The following is a 20,683-nucleotide window of genomic DNA, read 5'->3' on the forward strand; positions in this document are numbered from 1 at the left end:
AAAAATCGCTGTCTAGAACCTTGTTATTAAAAAGAAAAAGCCCTCCGATTAGGAGGGCCTTTCCTGACATATTCTTGTGTAGTTCAGTTCGCCTGGCGGCGCAGGAACGCGGGGATTTCGATGCGCTCCTGGTCCGGATCATGCTCCGGCTCTGCCATGCGCTCGGGCTGACGTGCCTGAACCGTGGGCTGACGACGCGGCGCCGGGGCCTCGCCCGCATGATGCTGACCCTGGGGCTGGCCATGGGCATGGCCGGTCATGCGGTTGATCAGGGAATTGATGCCGAAACGCGGGCGTTCGGAGTCTGCGGGTTCCGGCTCCACATCAGCAGCGTGCGGCGGCACTTGCGGACGGGCGCGGGCCGCGGCCTGTTGCAGGCGGGCAAGCGCTTCGGGCGAAGGCGTGCCCGGTGCGGGTGCGCGGGGTGCCACAAAGCTCTCGACATCCGGCGTGCGTGTGTCCTGCTTGCGGTGCAGCTGCGCAACCGGCTCGGGCGGCGGCTGGTAGGCCGGAGCGGGCAGTTCATCGCCCGCACGTGTATCGCGAAGCGGCTCGTAACGGGGCTTCTCTTCCTCGACCACTTCTTCATAGGTCTCGGTATATTCGGCGCGCTCTGCTTCCATCTGTTCAAAGAGGGAAGGCTCTTCGGCAGCCACTTCCATCTGCGGCTCGACATGCTCTTCGGCCATTGCAGCAACCGGCTGATGCTCGGGCTCGTGATGGGCAAAGTCTTCCTCAACCGCGATGGGCGAGCGCAGCGGCTGCGCCAGCGAACGGCGCGGTACGGGCATCTCGGTGTTGACGTCGGTCGCGTCGATGCCGGTTGCAACAACGCTGACGCGCATCTTGCCTTCCATGCCATCGTCCAGCGTGCTGCCGACGATGATGTTGGCCTCCTGATCCACTTCTTCGCGGATGCGGTTGGCCGCTTCGTCCAGTTCGAACAGGGTCAGATCGTGGCCGCCGGTGATGTTGATCAGAACACCTTTGGCGCCACGCAGGCTGATTTCGTCCAGCAGCGGGTTCGCGATGGCCTTTTCGGCGGCCTGGATGGCGCGATCTTCGCCCTCGGCCTCGCCGGTGCCCATCATCGCCTTGCCCATCTCGTCCATCACGGCGCGAACGTCGGCAAAGTCGAGGTTGATCAGGCCCGGACGGACCATCAGATCCGTTACACCTTTGACGCCCTGATACAGAACATCGTCTGCCATGCTGAACGCTTCGGTGAAGGTTGTCTTCTCGTTCGCCAGCCGAAACAGGTTCTGGTTGGGAATGATGATCAGCGTATCAACGACCTTTTGCAGCGCCTCGACACCGTCCTCGGCCTGCTTCATCCGCTTGCCGCCCTCGAACTGGAACGGCTTGGTGACAACACCCACGGTCAGAACGCCAAGTTCGCGCGCCGCCTGAGCGATGATCGGAGCCGCGCCGGTCCCGGTGCCGCCGCCCATACCTGCGGTGATGAAGCACATATGCGCGCCCGCCAGGTAATCGACGATCTGCTCGATGCTTTCCTCGGCCGCTGCGGCACCGACAGATGCCCGCGCACCCGCGCCCAGCCCTTCGGTCACCTTGACGCCCAGCTGCACCTTGGCTTCGGACATGGATTGCTGCAGCGCCTGCGCGTCCGTGTTGGCCACAACGAAATCAACGCCGTCCAGTTGTTTCTGGATCATGTTGTTGACTGCGTTGCCGCCTGCGCCGCCTACGCCGAATACCGTGATCCGGGGTTTCAGTTCGTCGTGCCCTGGCACCGTGAGGTTCAATGTCATTGATACATCCGCCTGCTGTTTTGGCCCGTTTGCGGGCCTTTTTCCGCCTATTCCCGCCAAGTTTATCGGTCCAAGCGCTTCGCGTCACGCAAAAAACACGAAAATACCGCAAAATATAGCGGCGCTATTGACACGATACGCGGCATTTCGCCGATACACCCATATACAGTGGAAAGGCAACAGCGCACCACTAAAGGAACGCTGCCCGCGAGTCTGAACGCAGCGAATCAATTCGTTTTACTGGTGGGAGCCTGCCCGACATCCCGAGGCCGCATCTGACGCGCGGCTCAAGCTGAAATTAGCAAATAAGATCAGGCGCGTCACCCGCAATTCGCCGGAAAAGCGATGGCCCGCCCCTTTTTTCGGGCGCGGGCCTTGTTGTTGGTCTTCCGCGGTCTGCCGCAACGTCTGTTCGCCGTCTTACCAGTTGTCGCGGAACCATTTCACGGCCCGCTTCAGCGACCGCGCGGGGTATCTTTCGACCGGGATCGCGAAATCCCACCATTCGTCCTGCGGATGGGCGGCGAACAGGCACAGCCCCACCGCGCTGGCAAATCCCGGACCGGTCGCCGCCTGCGGCAGGCCGTGCACCCGCATCGGACGGCCAAGGCGGACCTGCTGGCCAAGGATCTTGCTGGCCAATCCATCCAGACCCGGAATCTGGCTGGCCCCGCCGGTCAGAACGATCTGCTGACTTGGCAGATGGTCAAAGCCTGCGGCATCCAGCCTTGCTCGCACCTCTTCCAGAATTTCCTCGACGCGCGGCCGCATGATACCGATCAGTTCGGCGCGGCTGACGGTGCGGCGATCATGTTCCCAATCGCCGGTATCCCCGCCGATATCGATCACTTCGCGGTCATCCATCCCGGTGGCAACGACGCCGCCATAAAAGGTCTTGATCCGTTCGGCATTCGCCATCGGAATTTGCAGCCCCATGGAAATGTCGCCGGTGACGTGATCCCCGCCAAGACGGACAGCATCCGCAGCAATCATGTGCTTCTTCATGAAAATGGAGATGCCGGTCGACCCGCCGCCAAAGTCGATACAGGCCGCGCCCAGTTCCTGCTCGTCCTCGACCAGCGCGGAAATTCCCGACACATATGCAGAGCTTGCCACACCGGCCAGCTCAAGATCGCAGCGCTTCACGCAATATGCGAGGTTCTGGACGGCGAGCGCATCGACCGTCAGCATGTGCATGTCCGTGGTCAGCACCTGACCCATCTGCCCACGCGGGTCCAGAAGACCCGAGCGATGATCCAGCGCGAAATTGACAGGCTGCGCGTGCAGCACCTCACGGCCTTCGCCGAAATCAGGGACTTCGCAGGCCGACAGCACGCGCCCGACATCCTGCTCGCTGACGGTCTGGCCTTCCAGCTCGACCTTGCCGGCCAGCCCGTAGCTGCGTGGTCCGGCGCCCGAGAAACAGGCGATAACGTGGTCCACGCGAATATTTGCCATCTTCTGGGCGGCCTGAATGGCCGTGCGGATGGCGCGCTCCGTCTCGCCCATGGAGCTGATTTCACCAAACCTTACCCCGCGCGACCGTGTCGTCGCCGCACCGATCACCCGAAACCCGGATTGCCCGGCCAATGATCCGACACCGTCAGTGTCAGAGATGCGCTCATTGCCATCAAAGCGCAGGACAAGGCAGGCGATCTTGGACGAACCCACGTCCAGAATGGCGATAACGCCCCGCTGCATGGCCACTTTTCGCATGTTGCGCATTGCGCGCTGGGTTTCATAGAGCTCGATCATGGCTCACCTATTCTCCAAACTCTATCGATTTGATCCGCCACATTTCCTGCACTGCCAGATCCGTCATCCGCACTGTCGGACGGCCCGGCAGCCGCAGGTCTACCGTCACCAGATCGCGCGACAGCATGTCGACGGCCTGATGCATTGCAATCACCCGCTCCAGCGCCTGCACGGCCCCTGCCTCGGGAAGCAGTATGCGCTGGTCGCGGTTCAGCACGACGTCCCAGCGACGTTCGCCCACGCGGACAAGCCCGCGCATCCTTGCGGCCAGCGGCCCGGCGGCGGCGATCAGATCAAGCGCCTCGGCCACGTGTTCGTTGGCCCCTGCCCCCGCGATCAGCGGAAGATCCGGCCGGGCGCTGCGACTGGTCAGCGGCCCGACCTGAACGCCCGTTTTGTCAAGCAGCTCCAGCCCGTTGGCGGTACGCCAGACAAGGGCCGGGACGCGTTCAATCACGTCGATTTGCAGCACCCCGCCCTGACGGACGCGAAGGCTGGCACTTTGCACGGCGTCCAGCCCGGTGACCGTGTCGCGCATGGCATCCAGGTCCAGATCGAAAGAGCTGACGGGAAAGTCGATTGGAACGATCTCGCGGATATCTTCGGCGACGGTGTCGGACGCCCCGTCGATGGCCATCAGCTTGACCATGAATTCCGGGCGCTCCTCGAAAGAGCGGCGCAGCTCGTAGAACGTGGCAAAGAAGGCCTCGCGCCGGTCAAGATCGGCGAAATAGATCGCCCCCGCCCCGGCAATCGCAGCCACCGGCAAGCCCACCCGCAACAGAACCCGGAAGAGCGGCGTCAGCATCAGGCGCTGCATCCGGTAATGCAGTCTGGAGGGTGCGGGATCGGGGCGGTTCATCTGTTGCATGACGCGTCCTCCACCATCCAGCGGCACAGCTCGCCAAAGCTCATGCCCGTCACATCGGCCTGTTCGGGTGACAGCGATGTCGGCGTCATTCCGGGCTGCGTGTTGGTTTCCAGCAGGATCAGCCCGTCGAAGCCGCGCGCTTCGTCCCAGCGAAAATCCGTCCGGCTGACACCACGACAGCCCAACGCGTCATGCGCCCGCACCGCGTAGGACATGCAGGCGTCGAAAATCTCTTGCGGGATCTCGGCGGGGACCACGTGGCGCGAGCCGCCTTCCTTGTATTTGGCGTCGTAGTCATACCAGCCATCGGTGATGATGTCGGTGACTGTCAGCGCCTTGTCGCCCATTACCGTCGTCGTCATCTCGCGCCCCGGCGCGAAGGTTTCGACCATTACGATGTCCGGCATCTCATCCGACAACTGCGGCGGACTGCTGGCCGCGTCGTCTACAAGATAAACGCCGACCGAGGACCCCTCGTTATAGGGCTTCACCACATAGGGTGGCGGCAGAACGTGGCGGGCCATGACATCGGCCTTGGAGGCAAGAACGCTTTCCACGACTGGCAAGCCCGCAGCGCGGTAGACCTGCTTTGTGCGTTCCTTGTCCATCGCAAGGGCCGAGGCCAGAACCCCGGAATGCGTGTAGGGAATGTGCATCCATTCAAGAATGCCCTGCACGCAGCCATCCTCGCCCCACCGGCCGTGAAGTGCGTTGAACACCACGTCGGGCGCGGCGTCAGCCAGCTGCTGCGCCAGATCGGGGCCTGCATCGACCTCGACCACTTGATATCCTTGATCCCTCAAAGCAGCGGCACATTCACGTCCTGTGCTAAGCGACACCTCGCGCTCGGCAGAGGGACCGCCCATCAATACCACCACTTTCGGGTTTGCCCTGCTCGACATCCCCAAAACCGCCTCGATTTTACCGGGCCTTTGGCCCTTGTTATTGTCACGGCCTGCCTGTGGCCATGTCATCTCTCGCCGTTTTTCCGGCGTTTATTCTGCGGCGGGTTCACCCACTCGCATGATTTCCCACTGTAGCTCTATTCCACTGTGTTGGAAAACCTTTTTTCGCACTTGCTCTCCCAGACCTTCCAGATCTGCGGCTGTCGCACCTCCTGTATTGACCAGAAAGTTGGAGTGCATGGGGCTCATTTGTGCGCCGCCAAGCGTGGCCCCGCGCATGCCCGCATCATCAATCACCTTCCATGCCTTGAGCTCATGGCTGTCATCGGCCCGCCCGGTGCTGGAAAAGCCAGCTGGGTTGCGAAAGGTGCTGCCTGCGGTGCGATCCTTGGTGGGCTGTGTCTCGTCGCGCTTTTTCAGCTGGGCATCCATCTTTGCGGCCAGCTGTTCGGGATCCCCCGGCGCGCCCTCGAAAACGGCCTGTGTCAGGACGCAGCCTTCAGGCAGGTCGGACTGGCGGTAGCGAAAGTTGAGATCATCCCGGTGCAGCGTGATCACCTCTCCGGCGCGCGTCACGGCCTGCACCTCGATGAAATGATCGGCCACGTAGGACCCGTAGCACCCGGCATTCATCCGCACCGCCCCACCGACGGCACCCGGGATGGTGCGCAGAAAGGTCAGATCCACGCCCGCCTCTGCCGCGCGTCTGGCGACATGCGCATCCAGCGCCGCCGCCCCTGCCGTCACGCGATTGCCCTCGACCGTGATGGAGTTGAAACCGCGCCCCATGCGGATCACGACGGCCCGCAAACCGCCGTCCCGCACGATCAGGTTGCTGCCCACACCCATCGGAAAAACCGCCACATCCGGCGCGAGGTCACGCAGGAAATCGCGCAGATCCTCGGTATCGGCGGGCTGAAACAGCCAGTCGGCCGGGCCGCCGACTCGCAGCCAGGTCAGATCGGCAAGCGGACGATCAGCGGTCAACCTGCCGCGCGGAGAAGGAAGCATGTGTGTCATGCCGCCCTGCTACAAATTCGGTGCGGCAAGGGCAAGGGGCGGGACGGGCAGAGCCCTGTGGCCGCCCAAAACGCGCCAGTCAGGCCCGTCACTTCGCCACCCGGCCAAAGAGGCGGTCAATCCAGCGACCGCGCGGGGCGACAGGCCAGAGCAGGACGCTCATTCCAGCGGCCAGCACGATAAGCCCGACCAACGGGCCGTTCTGCCAGGTGACAAGCCCCAGAAGCGGAACGCCCGAGGCTATGAGCGCATAGACGCGCCCCCATTGATCGTCGCGACCCGACACCACGACAGCCAGGTTTGCTGCCACAGCCCAGATACCAACAAGCATAAGCGATGTCGTCATCGCATGAACTCCACGGTTTGCCTGCGAGCGGATGGCCTGTCGGACCATTGTCTTCGCGAAGCATCGAGTTGAAACCAGCCAGCGCGGGCAGCGCCGACCGATCAGCTTGGACAGAACCATTCATGCCGGAAAGCACGGGTGGTCCTGTCATGGTCCAGCGCAGCAGTGGCAGCCGCGGCGCCTTCTTTGTCGGCCTGACCCCGGACGGGTTCATTCGGCCTGAAGTATCGTTACGCCCCCGGAAGAAGCCCTGCCGGGGGGCAAGGATCATTTTCCCAGCCGCGCGGGCAGGTTGTTGGCCCATGCGCTGATCGTGCCTGCCCCAAGGCAGACGACCATGTCGCCCGGTTGTGTCTGTTCCCGCACGAGGCGTTCCAGATCATCCTCGCTTTGCAGCGCGCGCGCGTGGCGATGGCCGTGGCGGATCAGACCGGCCACCAGATCGTCGCGGCCCGCACCTGCGATCGGGTCTTCGCCAGCCGCGTAGACGTCGGCGATGGCCACCACGTCCGCCTCGTTGAAGCAGGCGCAGAAATCATCGAACAGCGAATGCAGGCGCGAGTAGCGATGTGGCTGATGGACCGCGATCACACGACCGTCACAGGCCTGCCGCGCGGCCTTTAGGACCGCCGCGATCTCTACCGGGTGGTGGCCGTAGTCGTCGATGATCGCCACGCCATTCACCTCGCCCACGCGGGTAAAGCGGCGGTTTACGCCACCGAAGCTGGCCAGCGCCGTGCGGATTTCGTCACGCTTCATGCCAAGGTGGCGCGAGACGGCGACGGCCGCCAGCGCATTTGACACGTTGTGATCCCCCGGCATTGGCAGCGTGCAACCGTCGATCACCTGCCCCTCGGCCTGAAGCGCGATATCGAAATGCGCCACCCCTGCCTTGTAGGTCAGGTTGACCGCCCGGATGTCGGCCTGGGCATTGAACCCGTAGGTCAGTACACGGCGATCGGTGATCTTGCCAACCAGCGCCTGAACCTCGGCATGGTCGGTATTGCAGACGGCCAGACCGTAGAACGGAATGTTCGAGACGAAATCCAGAAAGCCCTGCCGCAGCGCATCGAAATCGCCCCAATGCTCCATATGCTCAGGGTCGATATTGGTGACGATGGCGATGGTCGCAGGCAGGCGGTTGAAGGTGCCGTCGCTCTCGTCGGCCTCGACCACCATCCACTCGCCCTGCCCCATCCGGGCGTTCGAGCCATAGGCGTGGATGATCCCGCCATTTACCACCGTGGGGTCGATCCCACCCGCCACCAGCAGTTCCGCGACCAGCGTGGTGGTCGTCGTCTTGCCGTGCGTGCCAGCGACGGCAATGTTGGATTTCAGGCGCATCAGTTCTGCCAGCATCTCGGCACGGCGCACGACGGGCAGTCCCTTGCGGCGCGCCTCGTCCAGTTCCGGATTGCCGGGCTTGATCGCAGAGGAGATCACGACGACCTCGGCACCTTCAAGGTTCTCGGCACGCTGGCCTTCGAAGATCACGGCCCCCAGACCTTTCAGCCGGTCGGTGATCTTTGATGCCTTCAGGTCGGACCCTTGCACGGTGTAGCCAAGGTTCAGCAGAACCTCGGCAATGCCGGACATGCCGATCCCGCCGATGCCGACGAAATGAATGGCCCCGACATCGCCGGGAAGCTTGGTGGCTGCAGCGTTCATGACCTGCCCTTTTCTGCTAACTCTTCAACCATTGAAACAAGACGCTCTGTCGCGTCGGGACGCCCGAATTGCAACGCCGCACGCGCCATCTGCGACGCGCCCTGCGGTTCTGACAGAACGAGCTTGATCTGATCGGCCAGATCTTCGACCGTCATGCGCGATTCCGGCAGCATGATCGCGCCCCCGGCATCCACCAGCCCGCGCGCATTGGCGGCCTGATGATCTGCGGCCGCAGCGGCATAGGGGATCAGGATCGACGGGCGGCCAATCACCGTCAGATCCGCCAGCGAGGACGCCCCCGCCCGGCTGATAACCAGCTGCGCTTCGGACATCCGGCGCGGGATGTCGTTGAAAAAGGTCTGCACATCGGCATCGATGCCATGCTCTGCGTAATAGGTGGCGACCCGCTCGATATCCTCTTCACGCGCCTGATGGCTGACGCGCAGGCTGCGCAGCACATCCATCGGCAAATGAGAGATGGCGGGCGGCACGACGTCCGAAAGGATGCGCGCGCCCTGGCTGCCACCGATCACAAGGATCGACATCGGGTAGTCACCGGGCATGATATAGGCGGCGGCTGCCCTGTCTGCGACAGCGGCACGGACGGGATTGCCGACATGGGTGCCCTCCACGCCCTCGGGCAGTTGGGTCGGCCATGTTCCGCAGGCAACCACGTCGACGCGTTTGGAAAAGATCTGGTTGACCCGACCCAGCACGCCGTTCTGTTCGTGGATCATGCGCGGACGTTTCAGCAAAGTCGCGGCAGACAGGGCCGGAATGGACGGGTAGCCGCCAAAGCCCACCACGACATCGGGCTTGTCGCGGACCATCCCCGCCACGGCAGAGGCGACCCCTCCGGCGATCCGGAATGGCACCACGCCCTTGGCCAGCACACCGCCCCGCGCGAATGTGGCGCTGGATATCTGGTCGATCTCGACCGTATGCGGGAAGCCACCGGTATAGCGCGCGCCGCGCGCATCGGTGGACAGTTTCACCCTCCAGCCGCGGCGCAGCATCGCTTCGGCCAGCGCCTGTGCGGGGAACATATGCCCGCCGGTGCCTCCGGCGGCCATGACGAGAAGTGGCTGGCTCATGTCGCGGCCTCTGCAATCTGGAAGTTGCGCGAGCTGCGCAGAATTCGGGCGCCGCAGACCGGAATGTCCCGGTATGCGGCGGTCATGGCCCTCAGGCCGAAAAGCACGGGGGTCATCTCAATCGCCCCCGCAGGATATCACCGATCTCGCCCTGTGGTCGTGTCCGGGTGAACGCCAGAAGCATGCCGACCGCGATGCCGCCGGCAATCAGCGAAGACCCACCGTAGCTGACGAATGGCAATGTCATGCCCTTGGCGGGCAGCAGCCGCACGGCCACGCCCATATTGATCATCGCCTGCACGCCGAACATGCAGGCCAGCCCCGTGCCTGCAAGGCGGATGAACGGGTCACGCTCGCGCATCAGTCGCACCATCGACCGTACAACGACAGTTGCGTAAAGCGCGATGATGCACAGCACCAGAACCAGCCCGTATTCCTCTGCCGCCACGGCGATGATGAAATCGGTATGCGCGTCGGGCAAAGACCATTTTACCTGACCCTCGCCTACGCCGACGCCAAAGAAACCGCCCTCGCGGATCGCGTTGGTCGCGTAACCCATCTGGGTGGTCGGATCGATATCGGGGTTCAGAAAGCCGTCGATGCGGCGGGCGAAATGTTCGGAATTGTTATAGGCGAAGGTGCCTGCCAGAACCACCAGACCGGCCATCCCCACCAGCAGCACCATGGGCGCGCCTGCCACGAAATACATCACGCCCCAGCCAAAGAGCACAAGGCATGCCTGCCCGAAATCGGGCTGCATCGCGAGCATCAGCACGATTGTCACCGTCAGGACGAAGGACCACAGCCGCCCCGGCGGGCCGTTGATCTCTTGCGAGGCGGCCATCATCCACGCCGCCACCACTACGAAACCGGGTTTGAGAAATTCCGAAGGCTGCACACTGGCGAAGCCAAGCGAATACCAGCGCACGGCCCCCTTGCCGAAATCGGTCCCCAGCACGGGAAGAAGCGCCAGTGCTACGAAGGCTCCCAGAAAGCCCAGAACCGCCAGACGGCGCACCAGTTGTGGCGCCATCATGGAGGTCAGGAACATCGCCGTCAGTGCCAGCCCGCCAAAAAGCGCCTGCCGCTGCACATAGTGGAACGGATCAAACCCGTTCTTGGCCGCAAGCGGCGGGGATGCCGCCAGCCCAAGAAGGATGCCCATGCCAAAGAGCATCAGAATGCAGGACATCGACCATCTGTCGACCGTCCGCCACCATTTTGGCAAAACCGGCTCCCCGTCGCGAACGGGGACCGCGCCATACACCATTTCCGTCATGGAACACCGCCACTACTGCCTCATAAGCGCCCCTTTTCGGGGTCTGAGCGCAAGTGTAGCGAATTTTTCCGAACCGGGCCAGTGTAAAGACGTTCACCCTTGGTCAACTATTCAGATTGGGCGAGCGCGGGAAGGTCTGGCCAGAAACTCAACATTTCCGTCGGGCACAGGGCAAGGGCGGTCTCAGGCGACGACCGCGCACTTGCCTGTTGCAGGCGCTCTGGATATGGCCAGCGGATGGATGTTGATACGCTGATCATAGGGGCGGGTGCCGCCGGGCTGATGTGTGCCGCACATGCGGATGGGCGCGTGCTGCTCGTCGATCATGCGAAGAAACCGGGCGAAAAGATCCGCATTTCCGGGGGTGGGCGCTGCAACTTTACCAATCTGCATGCCGGTCCGGAAAATTTCCTGTCCGCCAACCCGCATTTCTGCAAATCCGCGCTTAGCCGGTATACGCAGTGGGATTTTATCGCGCTGGTCGAGGCCCATGGCATCGCCTGGCACGAAAAGACCCTTGGCCAGCTGTTCTGCGACGACAGTGCGACCCAGATCGTGAGCATGCTCCTGCGCGAAGCCTCTGACGCAGGGGCAGAGCTGCGGCTGGAAACAGCGGTCGAGGGGATCGAGCGCGGTCCAGATGGCTTTACCGCGACGCTTGTTCCCGCCAAGGGCCACCGCCGACGCGTCTTTGCGCGCAATGTCGTGCTTGCCACGGGCGGCAAGTCCATCCCGGGCATGGGTGCGACCGGCTTCGCCTATGATGTGGCGCGCCAGTTCGGCTTGCCGGTGACCGACATCCGACCGGCTCTGGTGCCTTTCACCTTCCCCGAAAAACGTTTTGCTGCGCTGTCCGGCACCGCCCTGCCCGTGCGCGCCACCGCCAATGGCGCCTCTTTTGACGAGGCGATGCTCTTTACCCATCGTGGTCTGTCCGGGCCCGCGATGCTCCAGATCTCGTCATTCTGGCGCGAAGGCCAGCAGATAGAGGTTGATCTTTCCCCCGGGCTGCGCCTTTACGACCACCTCCGGGAACGGCGCCAAAGTCATGGCGGGCGCAACCTGACGACGGAGCTTGCCGGGGTGCTTCCGGCCAAGCTCGTGCAATACCTTGCGGCGCCGCTTGGCCTGACTGGCAATCTTGCCGATCAAGGCGACGCGCGTTTGCAGGACATCTGCACCACCCTGCATGGCTGGCACCTGTCTCCTTCGGGCACAGAAGGTTACAGAACCGCAGAGGTCACGCTGGGCGGCATCGACACGCAGGCCCTGTCCTCGCGCACGATGGAAGCAAAGCACGTCCCCGGCCTTTACGTGATCGGCGAGGCCGTCGACGTGACAGGCTGGCTGGGCGGATACAATTTCCAATGGGCCTGGTCCTCGGGCTGGGCGGCCGGGCAGGCTATTGCAAAGACGCTACGCCAGGGTTGAAACCGGCGTCGCGCAGTTACATTTCCGACATGTCACTGTTACACTCCCGTTACATGGCGGCGGGGCATTGTTCTGTGCAGGTCGTCGTCACCCACTGTCCTCAAAGGCCAAGCCATGCCAACTACCGCGACCGACGCCTTTGGCGCCCTGCTCTATTCCGCCCAACGCGGCTTTCGGTTCGAAAGGATGCCAATTCTGCGCCGCCGCGCGCTTGGCCTTGCAGGGGTGCGTGAAGTCGGGGCGTTCGAGGCGCATCGCCTGCCATCCGAAGGGCGTGGGAACCTTGGTCTTTACCGTATCGACTATGCCGGCATCTCGGTTTTTCAGAAGATCACCACCAACACCCGCGAATTCCGCATGGCAAAGGTTCTGGCTAGCGCGGGCGAAAGTGCGAGCCATCCTCGTGTGCTGCTTTGCGCCACACGTGGGCCGATCCTGCACATTTTCCAGGAATTCGTGGGCGAGGAATGCCGCCCGGTCAGCCCGGAGGTTTACGCCACTCTGGCCAGCGATTTCTCTGCCGTCGCAACGCGTGTGCTGGGCCAGGTCGCCCCGAAGGACAGGCTGACCTGGATGGAGAGCCTCTCCACACCGGCTTTTGTCGCGAAACTGGCGCAGCGCACGGGTCTGCACGCAGATCAACTGCGCAGGGGATTGTCCGACGCCATGTCCCAGCCCCGCGCCGTGGTTCACAATGATCTGCACAGTTCGAACATCCGCCAACGCAACGACGACACACCTGTCGCAATCGATTTCGGCGGGGTCGGCTGGTCTTTGCAAGGGGCGGAATATTACCGCCTTCTTCCAAAACAGCTGACCGATGACAGCAAGCTTGAGATGTTCGAAGAGACCACCGCGATCGCGGCCAGACTGCTCGGGCAATCCGTGGAAGAGGTACGACGCGCGGCCTATCTGGCCGCAGCAGCCCGCCACGCCCGGTTCGCACGACTTCGCCGCGACAAGGCCCGCGAGGAACAGGCCCTGATCTGCGCAGCCCGCGCCCTGTGACGGCCTGAAGGCAAAGCCTTCGGGCCATTTCCGCCACGCCTTGACACTATAAGATTTGCGAAGCCGACCGCGATGTCCTTCATCGCAGCCGCCACGCCCCGCGGACATGATGCGGCCCCGGCTCCAGAGGGCCGCGCAGAGCGTGACCATCCTGGTGCGTTTCATCCACATCCTGTCTGGCAATGAAGGCGTGGTCAGCCAGGGCCAGCGCGTAGAGCAGATGCGGGTGATGAACGATGCGTTCTCGGCCGCAGGGGTGCGGTTCACCTATGACGAAGACAACGTGACCGAGGTCGACAATGCCACATTCTTTGCAATGGGACACATGTCTGCGGCAGAGCGACAGTGCAAGCAGCAGCATCAGTAAAGCGATCCAACGAGGGGTCTGAATTTCTACACAGCCCGACCGGCGGGAAGCATTCCGGGCTGGGCCACCTTCCCCCATCACATGGACGGCGCCCCAAAGATGGACGGTGTGGTCATGCTGGACGGGACCATGCCAGGCGGGTCGACCGCGAGTTACAATCTGGGCATAACTGCGGTTCATGAGGTGGGGCATTGGCTAGGCCTCTATCACACCTTTCAGGGCGGATGCGTGCCGCCGGATCCGCTTTGCCTCGTTATCGGCTCCGGTTTCTTGCGCAGCCGGACTATCCGCTCAACCTCGATGCGGTGGCCTGCGCGGGGGCGGCTTATGCCGTGCAAACGCAGGCGAGGCCACCGGCGGCGCTGAGCATCGTCATTGAGGGCGATCTGCGCGGCAGGCTGATCGACGTCGCAAAGGCTGCCGCCGGGCCATAGGCTGCAGCCGTGCTGTCGGCACGGCAGTGCCCTGCCGATGCAGGTCGGGTCATCATCCTTGGTCGCCCCGGCAGAGAGGTCGCCGCAGCTGCCTTTCTCTGGAGCCCCGCCTGACGACTGGCTTCGGGCCTGCCAACTCATCCGCTTCTCCTTGTTTAGCGAAGCAGCAGCGAGTGCTCGAACTGGCGGTACGGGCTCCCTCCAAGTGTCGCAAGTCTGGCAAATTCTCCGCGGCAGCCTAAGCGCCTGTCGCTGGTTCTTCGGCGTTTTGGGCAAGCGGGAGCGTCAGCGTCAGGCGTGTTCCCTGCGCCACCTGATCCACCGAAACGCTGCCGCCATGCGCGGTCACCACCTCTTTCACGATGGCAAGCCCCAGCCCGCTGCCATCACTGGGCGAAAGCTGGCCAAAGCGTTGGAACGCGCGCTCAGAGGCCTCGGGCCGCAATCCGCACCCATCGTCAGACACGCTGAGCAGCGCCTTGCCATCCCGCAGCCCGGTGCTGACGGAAATCCTGCCGAGCGACGCACCGCCATGACGCAAGGCGTTGTCGATCAGGTTGCCGACCGCCTCGCCCATCAGCACCGGATCGCCACGGACAGGCAAATCTTGCGCGCAGGGCTCAAAGATGAATGCCAGATCACGCCGCAAAACCTCGGGGCCGAGATCGGCACAGACCGTCTGGGCAAGGTCGTTAAGCTCGAACGGTGTGTCGAGACCCTGTTCGCCATAGCGCAATCGTTCCATCGACAGCAGTTGTTCGGCCAGTCGCGCCGATTTCCGGGCAGCGCGGATCAACTCTTGCTGGCGTTTACCGCGTTCCTGAGGGTCTTGCACATCCGGCAGAGTCTCTGCCAGCGACAGCAGGGCCGAGGCCGGGTTGCGAAGCTGGTGCGCGGCGTCAGAGATGAAGGCCTGATGCGCCTGAATATTGCGTTCGACCTGACCAAAAAGCCGGTTCAGCGTCTCCACGATGCCTGAAACCTCGGCCGGAACGGGGCGTTGTATGCGGCTAAGATCGTTGGGCGAGCGTTTCTGGATCGCGTCCTGCAACCCTTTCAGCGGACGCAGGCCCAGCTCTACCCCGAACCAGACCACGACCACCAATGTTGCCATCAGCGCGGCGATCAGGGCCGCCGCACGTCGCGCCAAGGCGGCGGCAAAGGCACTGCGGTCGCTCATCCTTTGCCAGACCGTCACCACGGTCGCCCCGGTCAGATTGCCGATCGTGGTGGTTTCGGACATGCGCAAGACGCGCACTTCTTCGCCCCGGTAGCTGGCAAAAGTGTATTGCGGGGGCGCGTCCTGAACGGGATTGGATTGCGCAGGCGGATAGGCATAGCCGGTGACATAGATCCCACCCGGCCCGGTGACGTGGTAGAACACCTCGCCGCCCCCGGCGTCCGAGATCAGATCGCGGGTGCGCGGTGACAGCGCATCGCCTTCCGAAATCTCGACATCGCGCGAAATGGCAAGCGCGGCGGCCAGCAGACCACGGTCGAACAACGCTTCTGCCGTTGTCTGCGCGACATTGAACCGCCAGAACCCAAGCAGGACGGACGCCACCAGCAAGGGCGTGACGATCAACACGAAAAGCTGCAACCGCAACGACATCGTGCGCGCGGTCATTGTCCCTCGACTTCCAGCATGTAGCCCAACCCGCGCGCCGTCCTGATCCGTACCCCATAGCCTTCAACCCTGCGGCGCAGGCGCGAGACATGCGGCTCTATCGCGGTGTCATCGACATCGGCCCCGGTGCCGTAGACATGCGCGGTCAGCTGCGATTTGGAAACGATGCGCCCACGGCTTTCCACCAGACATTCCAGCGTTGCGATTTCCCGGCGTGGGATGTTCAGCGCGGCATCGCCATCCAGCACCTGCCTGCTGGTGCGGTCGAAAACCAGCCTCCCCAGCATTTCGCGCGAGGCGTAAACGAGGTTCTTGCGGCGCGACAATGCCCGCAGGCGGGCCTCCAGCTCGTCAAGTTCAAACGGCTTGGTAAGATAGTCGTCCGCCCCCGCATCCAGCCCCTCGACCCTTTGCTGGGTTTCGCTGCGGGCGGTCAGCAGGATGACGGGCGTGCCATCCCCGCGCCGCCGCATCGCCCGCAAGACGTCCAGCCCGCCCATCCCGGGCAGATTGATATCCAGCACGACCAGATCAGGGCTGTCCTGGGCAAGAAATGCATTAGCCTCCAGCCCGTCATGCAACAGGTCAACCGAATGCCCCCGGTCCCGCAGCCGGTAGGCAATACCCTTGGCCAGGGCGGTGTTGTCTTCGATGATGGCGATACGCATGGCAAAATCTTTGTAACGTTGCGCAAGTTTGACGCAAGGTTGTACCGTCAGGTTACCGACGTTGGAGGAGGGATTCGTTCCCCAAAAAAACTTGCTTTAATGGGCTGGACCTTTGTCCGGCCTGAAACCAACGTCCATGGGAGGAAACCAGGACCATGCGTAAACTCGCAACCACTGTTGCCGCTTCTGCTCTGATCGCTGCAGGCATGACCATGCCCGCTGCCGCCGAAGTCGACTTTTCCGGCAAGACAATCGAATGGGTGATCCCGTTCTCCGAAACCGGCGGCTCTGCCAAATGGGCCAACTTCTTTGCCCCTCTTCTGTCCGAAGAGCTGCCCGGCAACCCCACCGTCGTGGTGAAATTCATGCCCGGCGCGGGTTCGACCAAGGGCGCCAACTGGTTCCAGGAACAGGAACACGAGGACGGCACGCTGATGTTCGGCACGTCCGGTTCCACGCAGTTCCCCTACCTGCTGGGCGATCCGCGTGTGCGGTATGAATATGCCGACTGGATCCCGGTCATGGCATCGGGCACCGGCGGCGTTGCCTACCTCAATACCGAGGATGGCGCCAAGTTCGACGGCTCTGCCAACGCGCTGAAAGATACCGACTTCATCTATGGCTCTCAGGGCGCCACGCGTCTTGACCTCGTGCCGCTGCTGGCATGGGAAATGCTGGGTATGAGCGTGGAGCCGGTCTTTGGCATCAAGGGGCGCGGCGATGGCCGCCTGATGTTCGAACGCGGCGAAGCCACGATCGACTACCAGACATCCTCTGGCTATCTAGGTGGTTCGCAGGCGATGGTGGATGACGGCAAAGCCGTTCCGATGATGACCTGGGGCGCGCTGGACGAGGACGGCAACATCGTTCGCGACCCGACCTTCCCCGATATCCCGACCTTCAAGGAAGTCTGCGAAGCGACCGAAGGCTGCGCGACCGAGGGCGAACAGTGGGATGCGTGGAAAGCCTTCTTCGTGGCAGGCTTCCCGGTCCAGAAGATCTCTTTCCTACCGGCGGGCACACCGGATGACGTGACCGAAACCTACGTGAAGGCGTTCGAGGCCGTGCGCAGCCGCCCCGACTTTGCAGAGCTTGCGGCCAAACAGGTCGGCAAATACCCGATGTTCGTCGGCGAAGGTGCTGCAAAGGCCACCACGACAGGCACCACCGTTTCGGAAGATGCCAAGACCTTTGTTCAGAACTGGTTGCAGGAAGCTTACGGCGTTTCGCTGAAATAAGCCTGATAACCGCGGCCCCGGCAGACCCGGGGCCGCATTTTCCTCATTCATTTACGAGAGGCTGGTGCGATGGAGATGATCGCGACCGCCCTGCCGTCGCTAGGCGAGGCATGGGCACTGATATTGCAACCTGTGGTTTTGGGTTATCTGGTGCTGGGTGTCGTCATGGGGCTGGCCGTGGGTGTCTTCCCCGGCCTTGGCGGGATCGCTGGCCTTTCACTGCTTTTGCCGTTCATGTTCGGAATGGACCCGGTCCTGGGGCTTGCGCTGATGATCGGCATGGTCGCGGTGGTGCCAACCTCGGACACGTTTGCCTCTGTTCTGATGGGCATTCCCGGCTCTTCGGCCTCTCAGGCGACGGTGCTTGACGGGTTCCCCATGGCGAAAAAGGGTCAAGCTGCGCGGGCGCTGTCTGCGGCCTTTGCTTCATCGCTCTTCGGTGGGTTGGTGGGTGCTGCATTCCTGACGGTGTTCATCCTGATCGCACGGCCCATCGTGCTGGCCTTCGGGCTGCCCGAAATGCTGATGATGACCATTCTGGGCCTCTCCATGGTGGCCGTTCTGGCCGGGCGCATCCCTCTCAAGGGCGTTGCCGCCGCAGGTCTGGGCCTGATGATCGGCACCATTGGCGAGGCGGATGCGGGCGGCAGCCTGCGCATGGCCACCTATGATATCCCCTACCTGACCGACGGCCTGAAACTGGTGATTGTCGGCCTTGGCATCTTTGCCATCCCGGAAATCGTATCGCTGCTGCGGCAGGACCGGTCCATCGCGCAGGGCGCAAAGCTGGGCGGCGGATGGATGGAAGGCGTCAAGGACTGGTTCGCCAATATCTGGCTGTCGATCCGCTGCTCGATCATCGGGGTGATCGTCGGTGTCATTCCGGGCCTCGGCGGATCGGTCGTCGACTGGATCGCCTATGGCCATTCGGTCCAGACCACCAAGGACAAATCCAACTTCGGCAAGGGCGAAGTGCGTGGCGTGATCGGGCCGGAAAGCTCCAACAACGCGAAAGAAGGCGGCGGGCTGGTCCCCACTTTGCTGTTCGGCATTCCCGGTTCCGGCTCCATGGCGATCTTCATCGGGGCTGTCGCCCTGCTGGGCTCTGGCGAGATCGAAGTCGGCCCGAACATGTTGAAAGACAACCTCGACATCACCTATGCGATCGTCTGGCTTCTGGCGCTGGCGAATGTTGTCGGCACGATCCTGTGCATCGCGGCATCCGGCGGGATCGCAAAGCTGACCACGATTCGCTTTACCTATCTCGCGCCGTTCCTGTTCATGCTGATCAGCTTTGCAGCCTTCCAGTCGGGACAGAACTTCGAGGATCTTCTGGCGCTGTTTGCCATCGGCCTGATCGGCATCTTCCTGCGCCGGTTCGACTGGTCGCGCCCGGCCTTCCTGATCGGTTTCGTTCTGTCCAACCCGGTCGAGAAATTCACCAACCAGGCCTTCCAGATCGCGTCCTTCCGCTTCCGCAAGAGCTTTGCCGAGGGGATCGACTACATCTTCAGCCCCATCGTCATCGTGCTGCTGATCATCACTGTGGTCTCTGTGGTGCTGGGTATCCGTCAGGCCAAATCGATCATGGCCGAGGGCGATGTTCAGTCCGGCTCGAAACGCGCGCCGGTGGTGTTTTTGCTGGTGCTCATGGGCTACCTTGCCTTTGCCCTGACAAATGCCGGCATGATCCCCAACTACAACATGACCGACAAGATCATCCCGCTGGTCGTTGGTGGCATCGCCCTTTTCTGCTGCGTGATCCTGATGATCCAGATGATGCTGCGCACCGAAGGTGACAGCATCTTCGCCGACAAGGAAGTCGCCGGGGAGGATGCCGACGCGCCCTATGGTCTGTGGTCCACGCTGGCGTGGTTCGGCGGGCTGATCGCGGCGACCTTCGTGGTGGGTTTCATCATCGCGCTGGTCGGTTTCCTGATCTCTTTCCTGCGGGTACGTGCGGGCGCAAGCTGGGGCAAGACGATGATCCTGACCGTGGCTGGCATCGGCTTCATGTGTCTGATGGCGGGGGCCCTGAACCGCGACTTCCCACCGGGACTGTTGCAGGACGCCGTTGACCTTCCCTGGCCCCTGAAGTGACGGAGAGAACCATGTCACAAACCGGTATCCCTTTCCTCTTCATGCGTGGTGGCACGTCCCGCGGGCCTTATTTCCGGCGGGAGGATCTGCCGGAGGACCTTGAGACGCTGGCCGAGGTTCTGATCGCGGCGGTCGGTTCCGGCCATCCGCTGAATATCGACGGGATCGGCGGCGGCGCGGCAGTGACGACCAAGGTCGCGATGCTGTCGAAATCCGATGATGACTGGGCCGATGTCGACTATTTCTTCGCTCAGGTCTCGGTCGAGGACCGCCTGGTCGATTTCAAACCCACCTGCGGCAATATCCTGTCCGGTGTCGGCCCCGCCGCCATCGAGATGGGTCTTGTCACACCGCAAGGGGACGAGACCGAAATCCGAATCCGGGCCGTCAATACCGGCGCCAGCGTCGTGGCACGGGTGCAAACCCCGGGCGGTCAGCTGACCTATGAAGGCGACGCCGAAATCGCAGGGGTTCCGGGCATGGCAGCTCCTATCGCGCTGAACTTCATGGGCGTGGTCGGGTCGTCCACCGGGGCCTTTCTGCCCACCGGAAACCTGCGCGACACGATCGACGGGATAGAGGTGACCTGCATGGATGTCGCCATGCCCATCGCCATCGCCCGCGCCTCTGATTTTGGCCTGACGGGACATGAAAGCGCCGCTGAGCTGGATGCCAACAAGGGCTTCTTCGCCCGGATGGAGGCCATACGGCTGCAAGCCGGCGCGTTGATGGGTATGGGGGATGTGACCAAATCGGTCACACCCAAATTTGGCCTGCTGGCCCCTGCCCGCAACGGCGGCACCATCGCCACGCGCTATTTCATGCCGTGGAACACCCATCCCAGCATGGCGGTCACCGGATCGCAATGCCTTGCCTCCTGCGCGCTGACCCCCGGCACGGTGGCAGAGGGGATGCTGGAAAGACCGACGCAAAGCCCGGCCAACGTGGTGCTGGAACATGCCTCCGGCACGATCGAAGTGCTGGTCGATTTCAACACAGACGACGGTTTCGCGCTGAACTCCGCGGGCCTCCTGCGCACGGCCCGCAAGCTGGCAGACGGCCATATCTATGTTCCCTCCCGCATCTGGAAAGGCAACTGA

18 protein-coding genes and 1 pseudogene are annotated in these 20,683 nt (G+C 62.8%); 8 read left to right on the forward strand and 11 right to left on the reverse strand.

All coding sequences use genetic code 11. The features are described 5' to 3' along the window. Positions 1–83: 83 nt before the first annotated feature. The 9 genes from ftsZ to ftsW all read right to left on the reverse strand — a co-directional run bounded on the left by ftsZ (position 84) and on the right by ftsW (position 10,710). A complete protein-coding gene (ftsZ, locus tag EDD52_RS07170) occupies positions 84–1,772 on the reverse strand; it encodes a cell division protein FtsZ (protein ID WP_132243321.1) in 1,689 nt (562 codons plus the stop codon). A 420-nt stretch (positions 1,773–2,192) separates the two neighbouring features. Next, complete coding sequence (gene ftsA, locus EDD52_RS07175) at positions 2,193–3,527, reverse strand: cell division protein FtsA (protein WP_132243323.1); 1,335 nt, start codon at positions 3,525–3,527, stop codon at positions 2,193–2,195. Positions 3,528–3,534: 7 nt separating this feature from the next. Beyond that, a complete protein-coding gene (locus EDD52_RS07180) occupies positions 3,535–4,398 on the reverse strand; it encodes a cell division protein FtsQ/DivIB (RefSeq protein ID WP_132243325.1) in 864 nt (287 codons plus the stop codon). After that, positions 4,386–5,300: a D-alanine--D-alanine ligase gene (locus tag EDD52_RS07185; RefSeq protein WP_207905982.1), complete on the reverse strand. Its 915-nt coding sequence runs from the start codon at positions 5,298–5,300 to the stop codon at positions 4,386–4,388. Before EDD52_RS07185 ends, EDD52_RS07180 begins: the two co-directional genes overlap by 13 nt. Positions 5,301–5,393: 93 nt before the next feature. Then, on the reverse strand, positions 5,394–6,323 hold the full coding sequence (murB, locus tag EDD52_RS07190; protein WP_132243327.1) for a UDP-N-acetylmuramate dehydrogenase: 930 nt from the start codon (positions 6,321–6,323) through the stop codon (positions 5,394–5,396). Between the two features lie 88 nt (positions 6,324–6,411). Then, positions 6,412–6,669 (reverse strand): DUF2484 family protein, encoded by a 258-nt coding sequence (locus EDD52_RS07195; protein ID WP_132243329.1) that lies wholly within the window; start codon positions 6,667–6,669, stop codon positions 6,412–6,414. 267 nt (positions 6,670–6,936) lie between these two features. Continuing rightward, complete coding sequence (gene murC, locus EDD52_RS07200; RefSeq protein ID WP_132243331.1) at positions 6,937–8,337, reverse strand: UDP-N-acetylmuramate--L-alanine ligase; 1,401 nt, start codon at positions 8,335–8,337, stop codon at positions 6,937–6,939. Further along, entirely contained in the window at positions 8,334–9,431 is a 1,098-nt protein-coding gene (gene murG, locus EDD52_RS07205) for an undecaprenyldiphospho-muramoylpentapeptide beta-N-acetylglucosaminyltransferase (RefSeq protein WP_132243333.1), read from the reverse strand. Before murG ends, murC begins: the two co-directional genes overlap by 4 nt. A 112-nt stretch (positions 9,432–9,543) precedes the next feature. Further along, positions 9,544–10,710, reverse strand: coding sequence for a putative lipid II flippase FtsW (gene ftsW / locus EDD52_RS07210; RefSeq protein WP_132243335.1), 1,167 nt, complete (start codon positions 10,708–10,710; stop codon positions 9,544–9,546). Between the two features lie 237 nt (positions 10,711–10,947). Between ftsW and EDD52_RS07215 the strand changes: the two genes are divergently transcribed. The 5 genes and pseudogenes from EDD52_RS07215 to EDD52_RS23940 all read left to right on the forward strand — a co-directional run bounded on the left by EDD52_RS07215 (position 10,948) and on the right by EDD52_RS23940 (position 13,950). After that, positions 10,948–12,141: a BaiN/RdsA family NAD(P)/FAD-dependent oxidoreductase gene (locus EDD52_RS07215; protein WP_132243337.1), complete on the forward strand. Its 1,194-nt coding sequence runs from the start codon at positions 10,948–10,950 to the stop codon at positions 12,139–12,141. Positions 12,142–12,255: 114 nt separating this feature from the next. After that, positions 12,256–13,149 carry a phosphotransferase gene (locus EDD52_RS07220; protein ID WP_132243339.1) on the forward strand — a complete coding sequence of 298 codons (894 nt, stop codon included), beginning with the start codon at positions 12,256–12,258 and terminating at the stop codon, positions 13,147–13,149. A gap of 142 nt (positions 13,150–13,291) precedes the next feature. Next, on the forward strand, positions 13,292–13,516 hold the full coding sequence (locus tag EDD52_RS07225; RefSeq protein ID WP_132243341.1) for a hypothetical protein: 225 nt from the start codon (positions 13,292–13,294) through the stop codon (positions 13,514–13,516). Between the two features lie 51 nt (positions 13,517–13,567). After that, a pseudogene (locus EDD52_RS24355) lies at positions 13,568–13,732 on the forward strand (hypothetical protein); the annotation flags it as partial. Positions 13,733–13,761: 29 nt separating this feature from the next. After that, positions 13,762–13,950 carry a hypothetical protein gene (locus tag EDD52_RS23940; RefSeq protein WP_243651867.1) on the forward strand — a complete coding sequence of 63 codons (189 nt, stop codon included), beginning with the start codon at positions 13,762–13,764 and terminating at the stop codon, positions 13,948–13,950. 238 nt (positions 13,951–14,188) lie between these two features. Here the strand turns inward: EDD52_RS23940 and EDD52_RS07235 are convergent, their stop codons facing one another. Together EDD52_RS07235 and EDD52_RS07240 are read right to left on the reverse strand one after the other, a co-directional pair. Beyond that, entirely contained in the window at positions 14,189–15,577 is a 1,389-nt protein-coding gene (locus tag EDD52_RS07235) for a sensor histidine kinase (protein ID WP_132243345.1), read from the reverse strand. Next, positions 15,574–16,245, reverse strand: a complete 672-nt coding sequence (locus tag EDD52_RS07240; protein WP_132243347.1) for a response regulator transcription factor — start codon at positions 16,243–16,245, stop codon at positions 15,574–15,576. The genes EDD52_RS07235 and EDD52_RS07240 overlap by 4 nt, the downstream gene beginning before the upstream one ends. Before the next feature lie 155 nt (positions 16,246–16,400). Between EDD52_RS07240 and EDD52_RS07245 the strand changes: the two genes are divergently transcribed. The 3 genes from EDD52_RS07245 to EDD52_RS07255 all read left to right on the forward strand — a co-directional run bounded on the left by EDD52_RS07245 (position 16,401) and on the right by EDD52_RS07255 (position 20,683). After that, entirely contained in the window at positions 16,401–17,483 is a 1,083-nt protein-coding gene (locus EDD52_RS07245) for a type 2 periplasmic-binding domain-containing protein (RefSeq protein ID WP_132243349.1), read from the forward strand. Between the two features lie 69 nt (positions 17,484–17,552). Continuing rightward, positions 17,553–19,583, forward strand: a complete 2,031-nt coding sequence (locus tag EDD52_RS07250) for a tripartite tricarboxylate transporter permease (protein ID WP_132243351.1) — start codon at positions 17,553–17,555, stop codon at positions 19,581–19,583. Between the two features lie 11 nt (positions 19,584–19,594). After that, on the forward strand, positions 19,595–20,683 hold the full coding sequence (locus EDD52_RS07255) for a 4-oxalomesaconate tautomerase (protein ID WP_132243353.1): 1,089 nt from the start codon (positions 19,595–19,597) through the stop codon (positions 20,681–20,683).

Source organism: Primorskyibacter sedentarius, assembly GCF_004342065.1.
GTDB classification, from domain to species: Bacteria; Pseudomonadota; Alphaproteobacteria; order Rhodobacterales; family Rhodobacteraceae; genus Primorskyibacter; species Primorskyibacter sedentarius.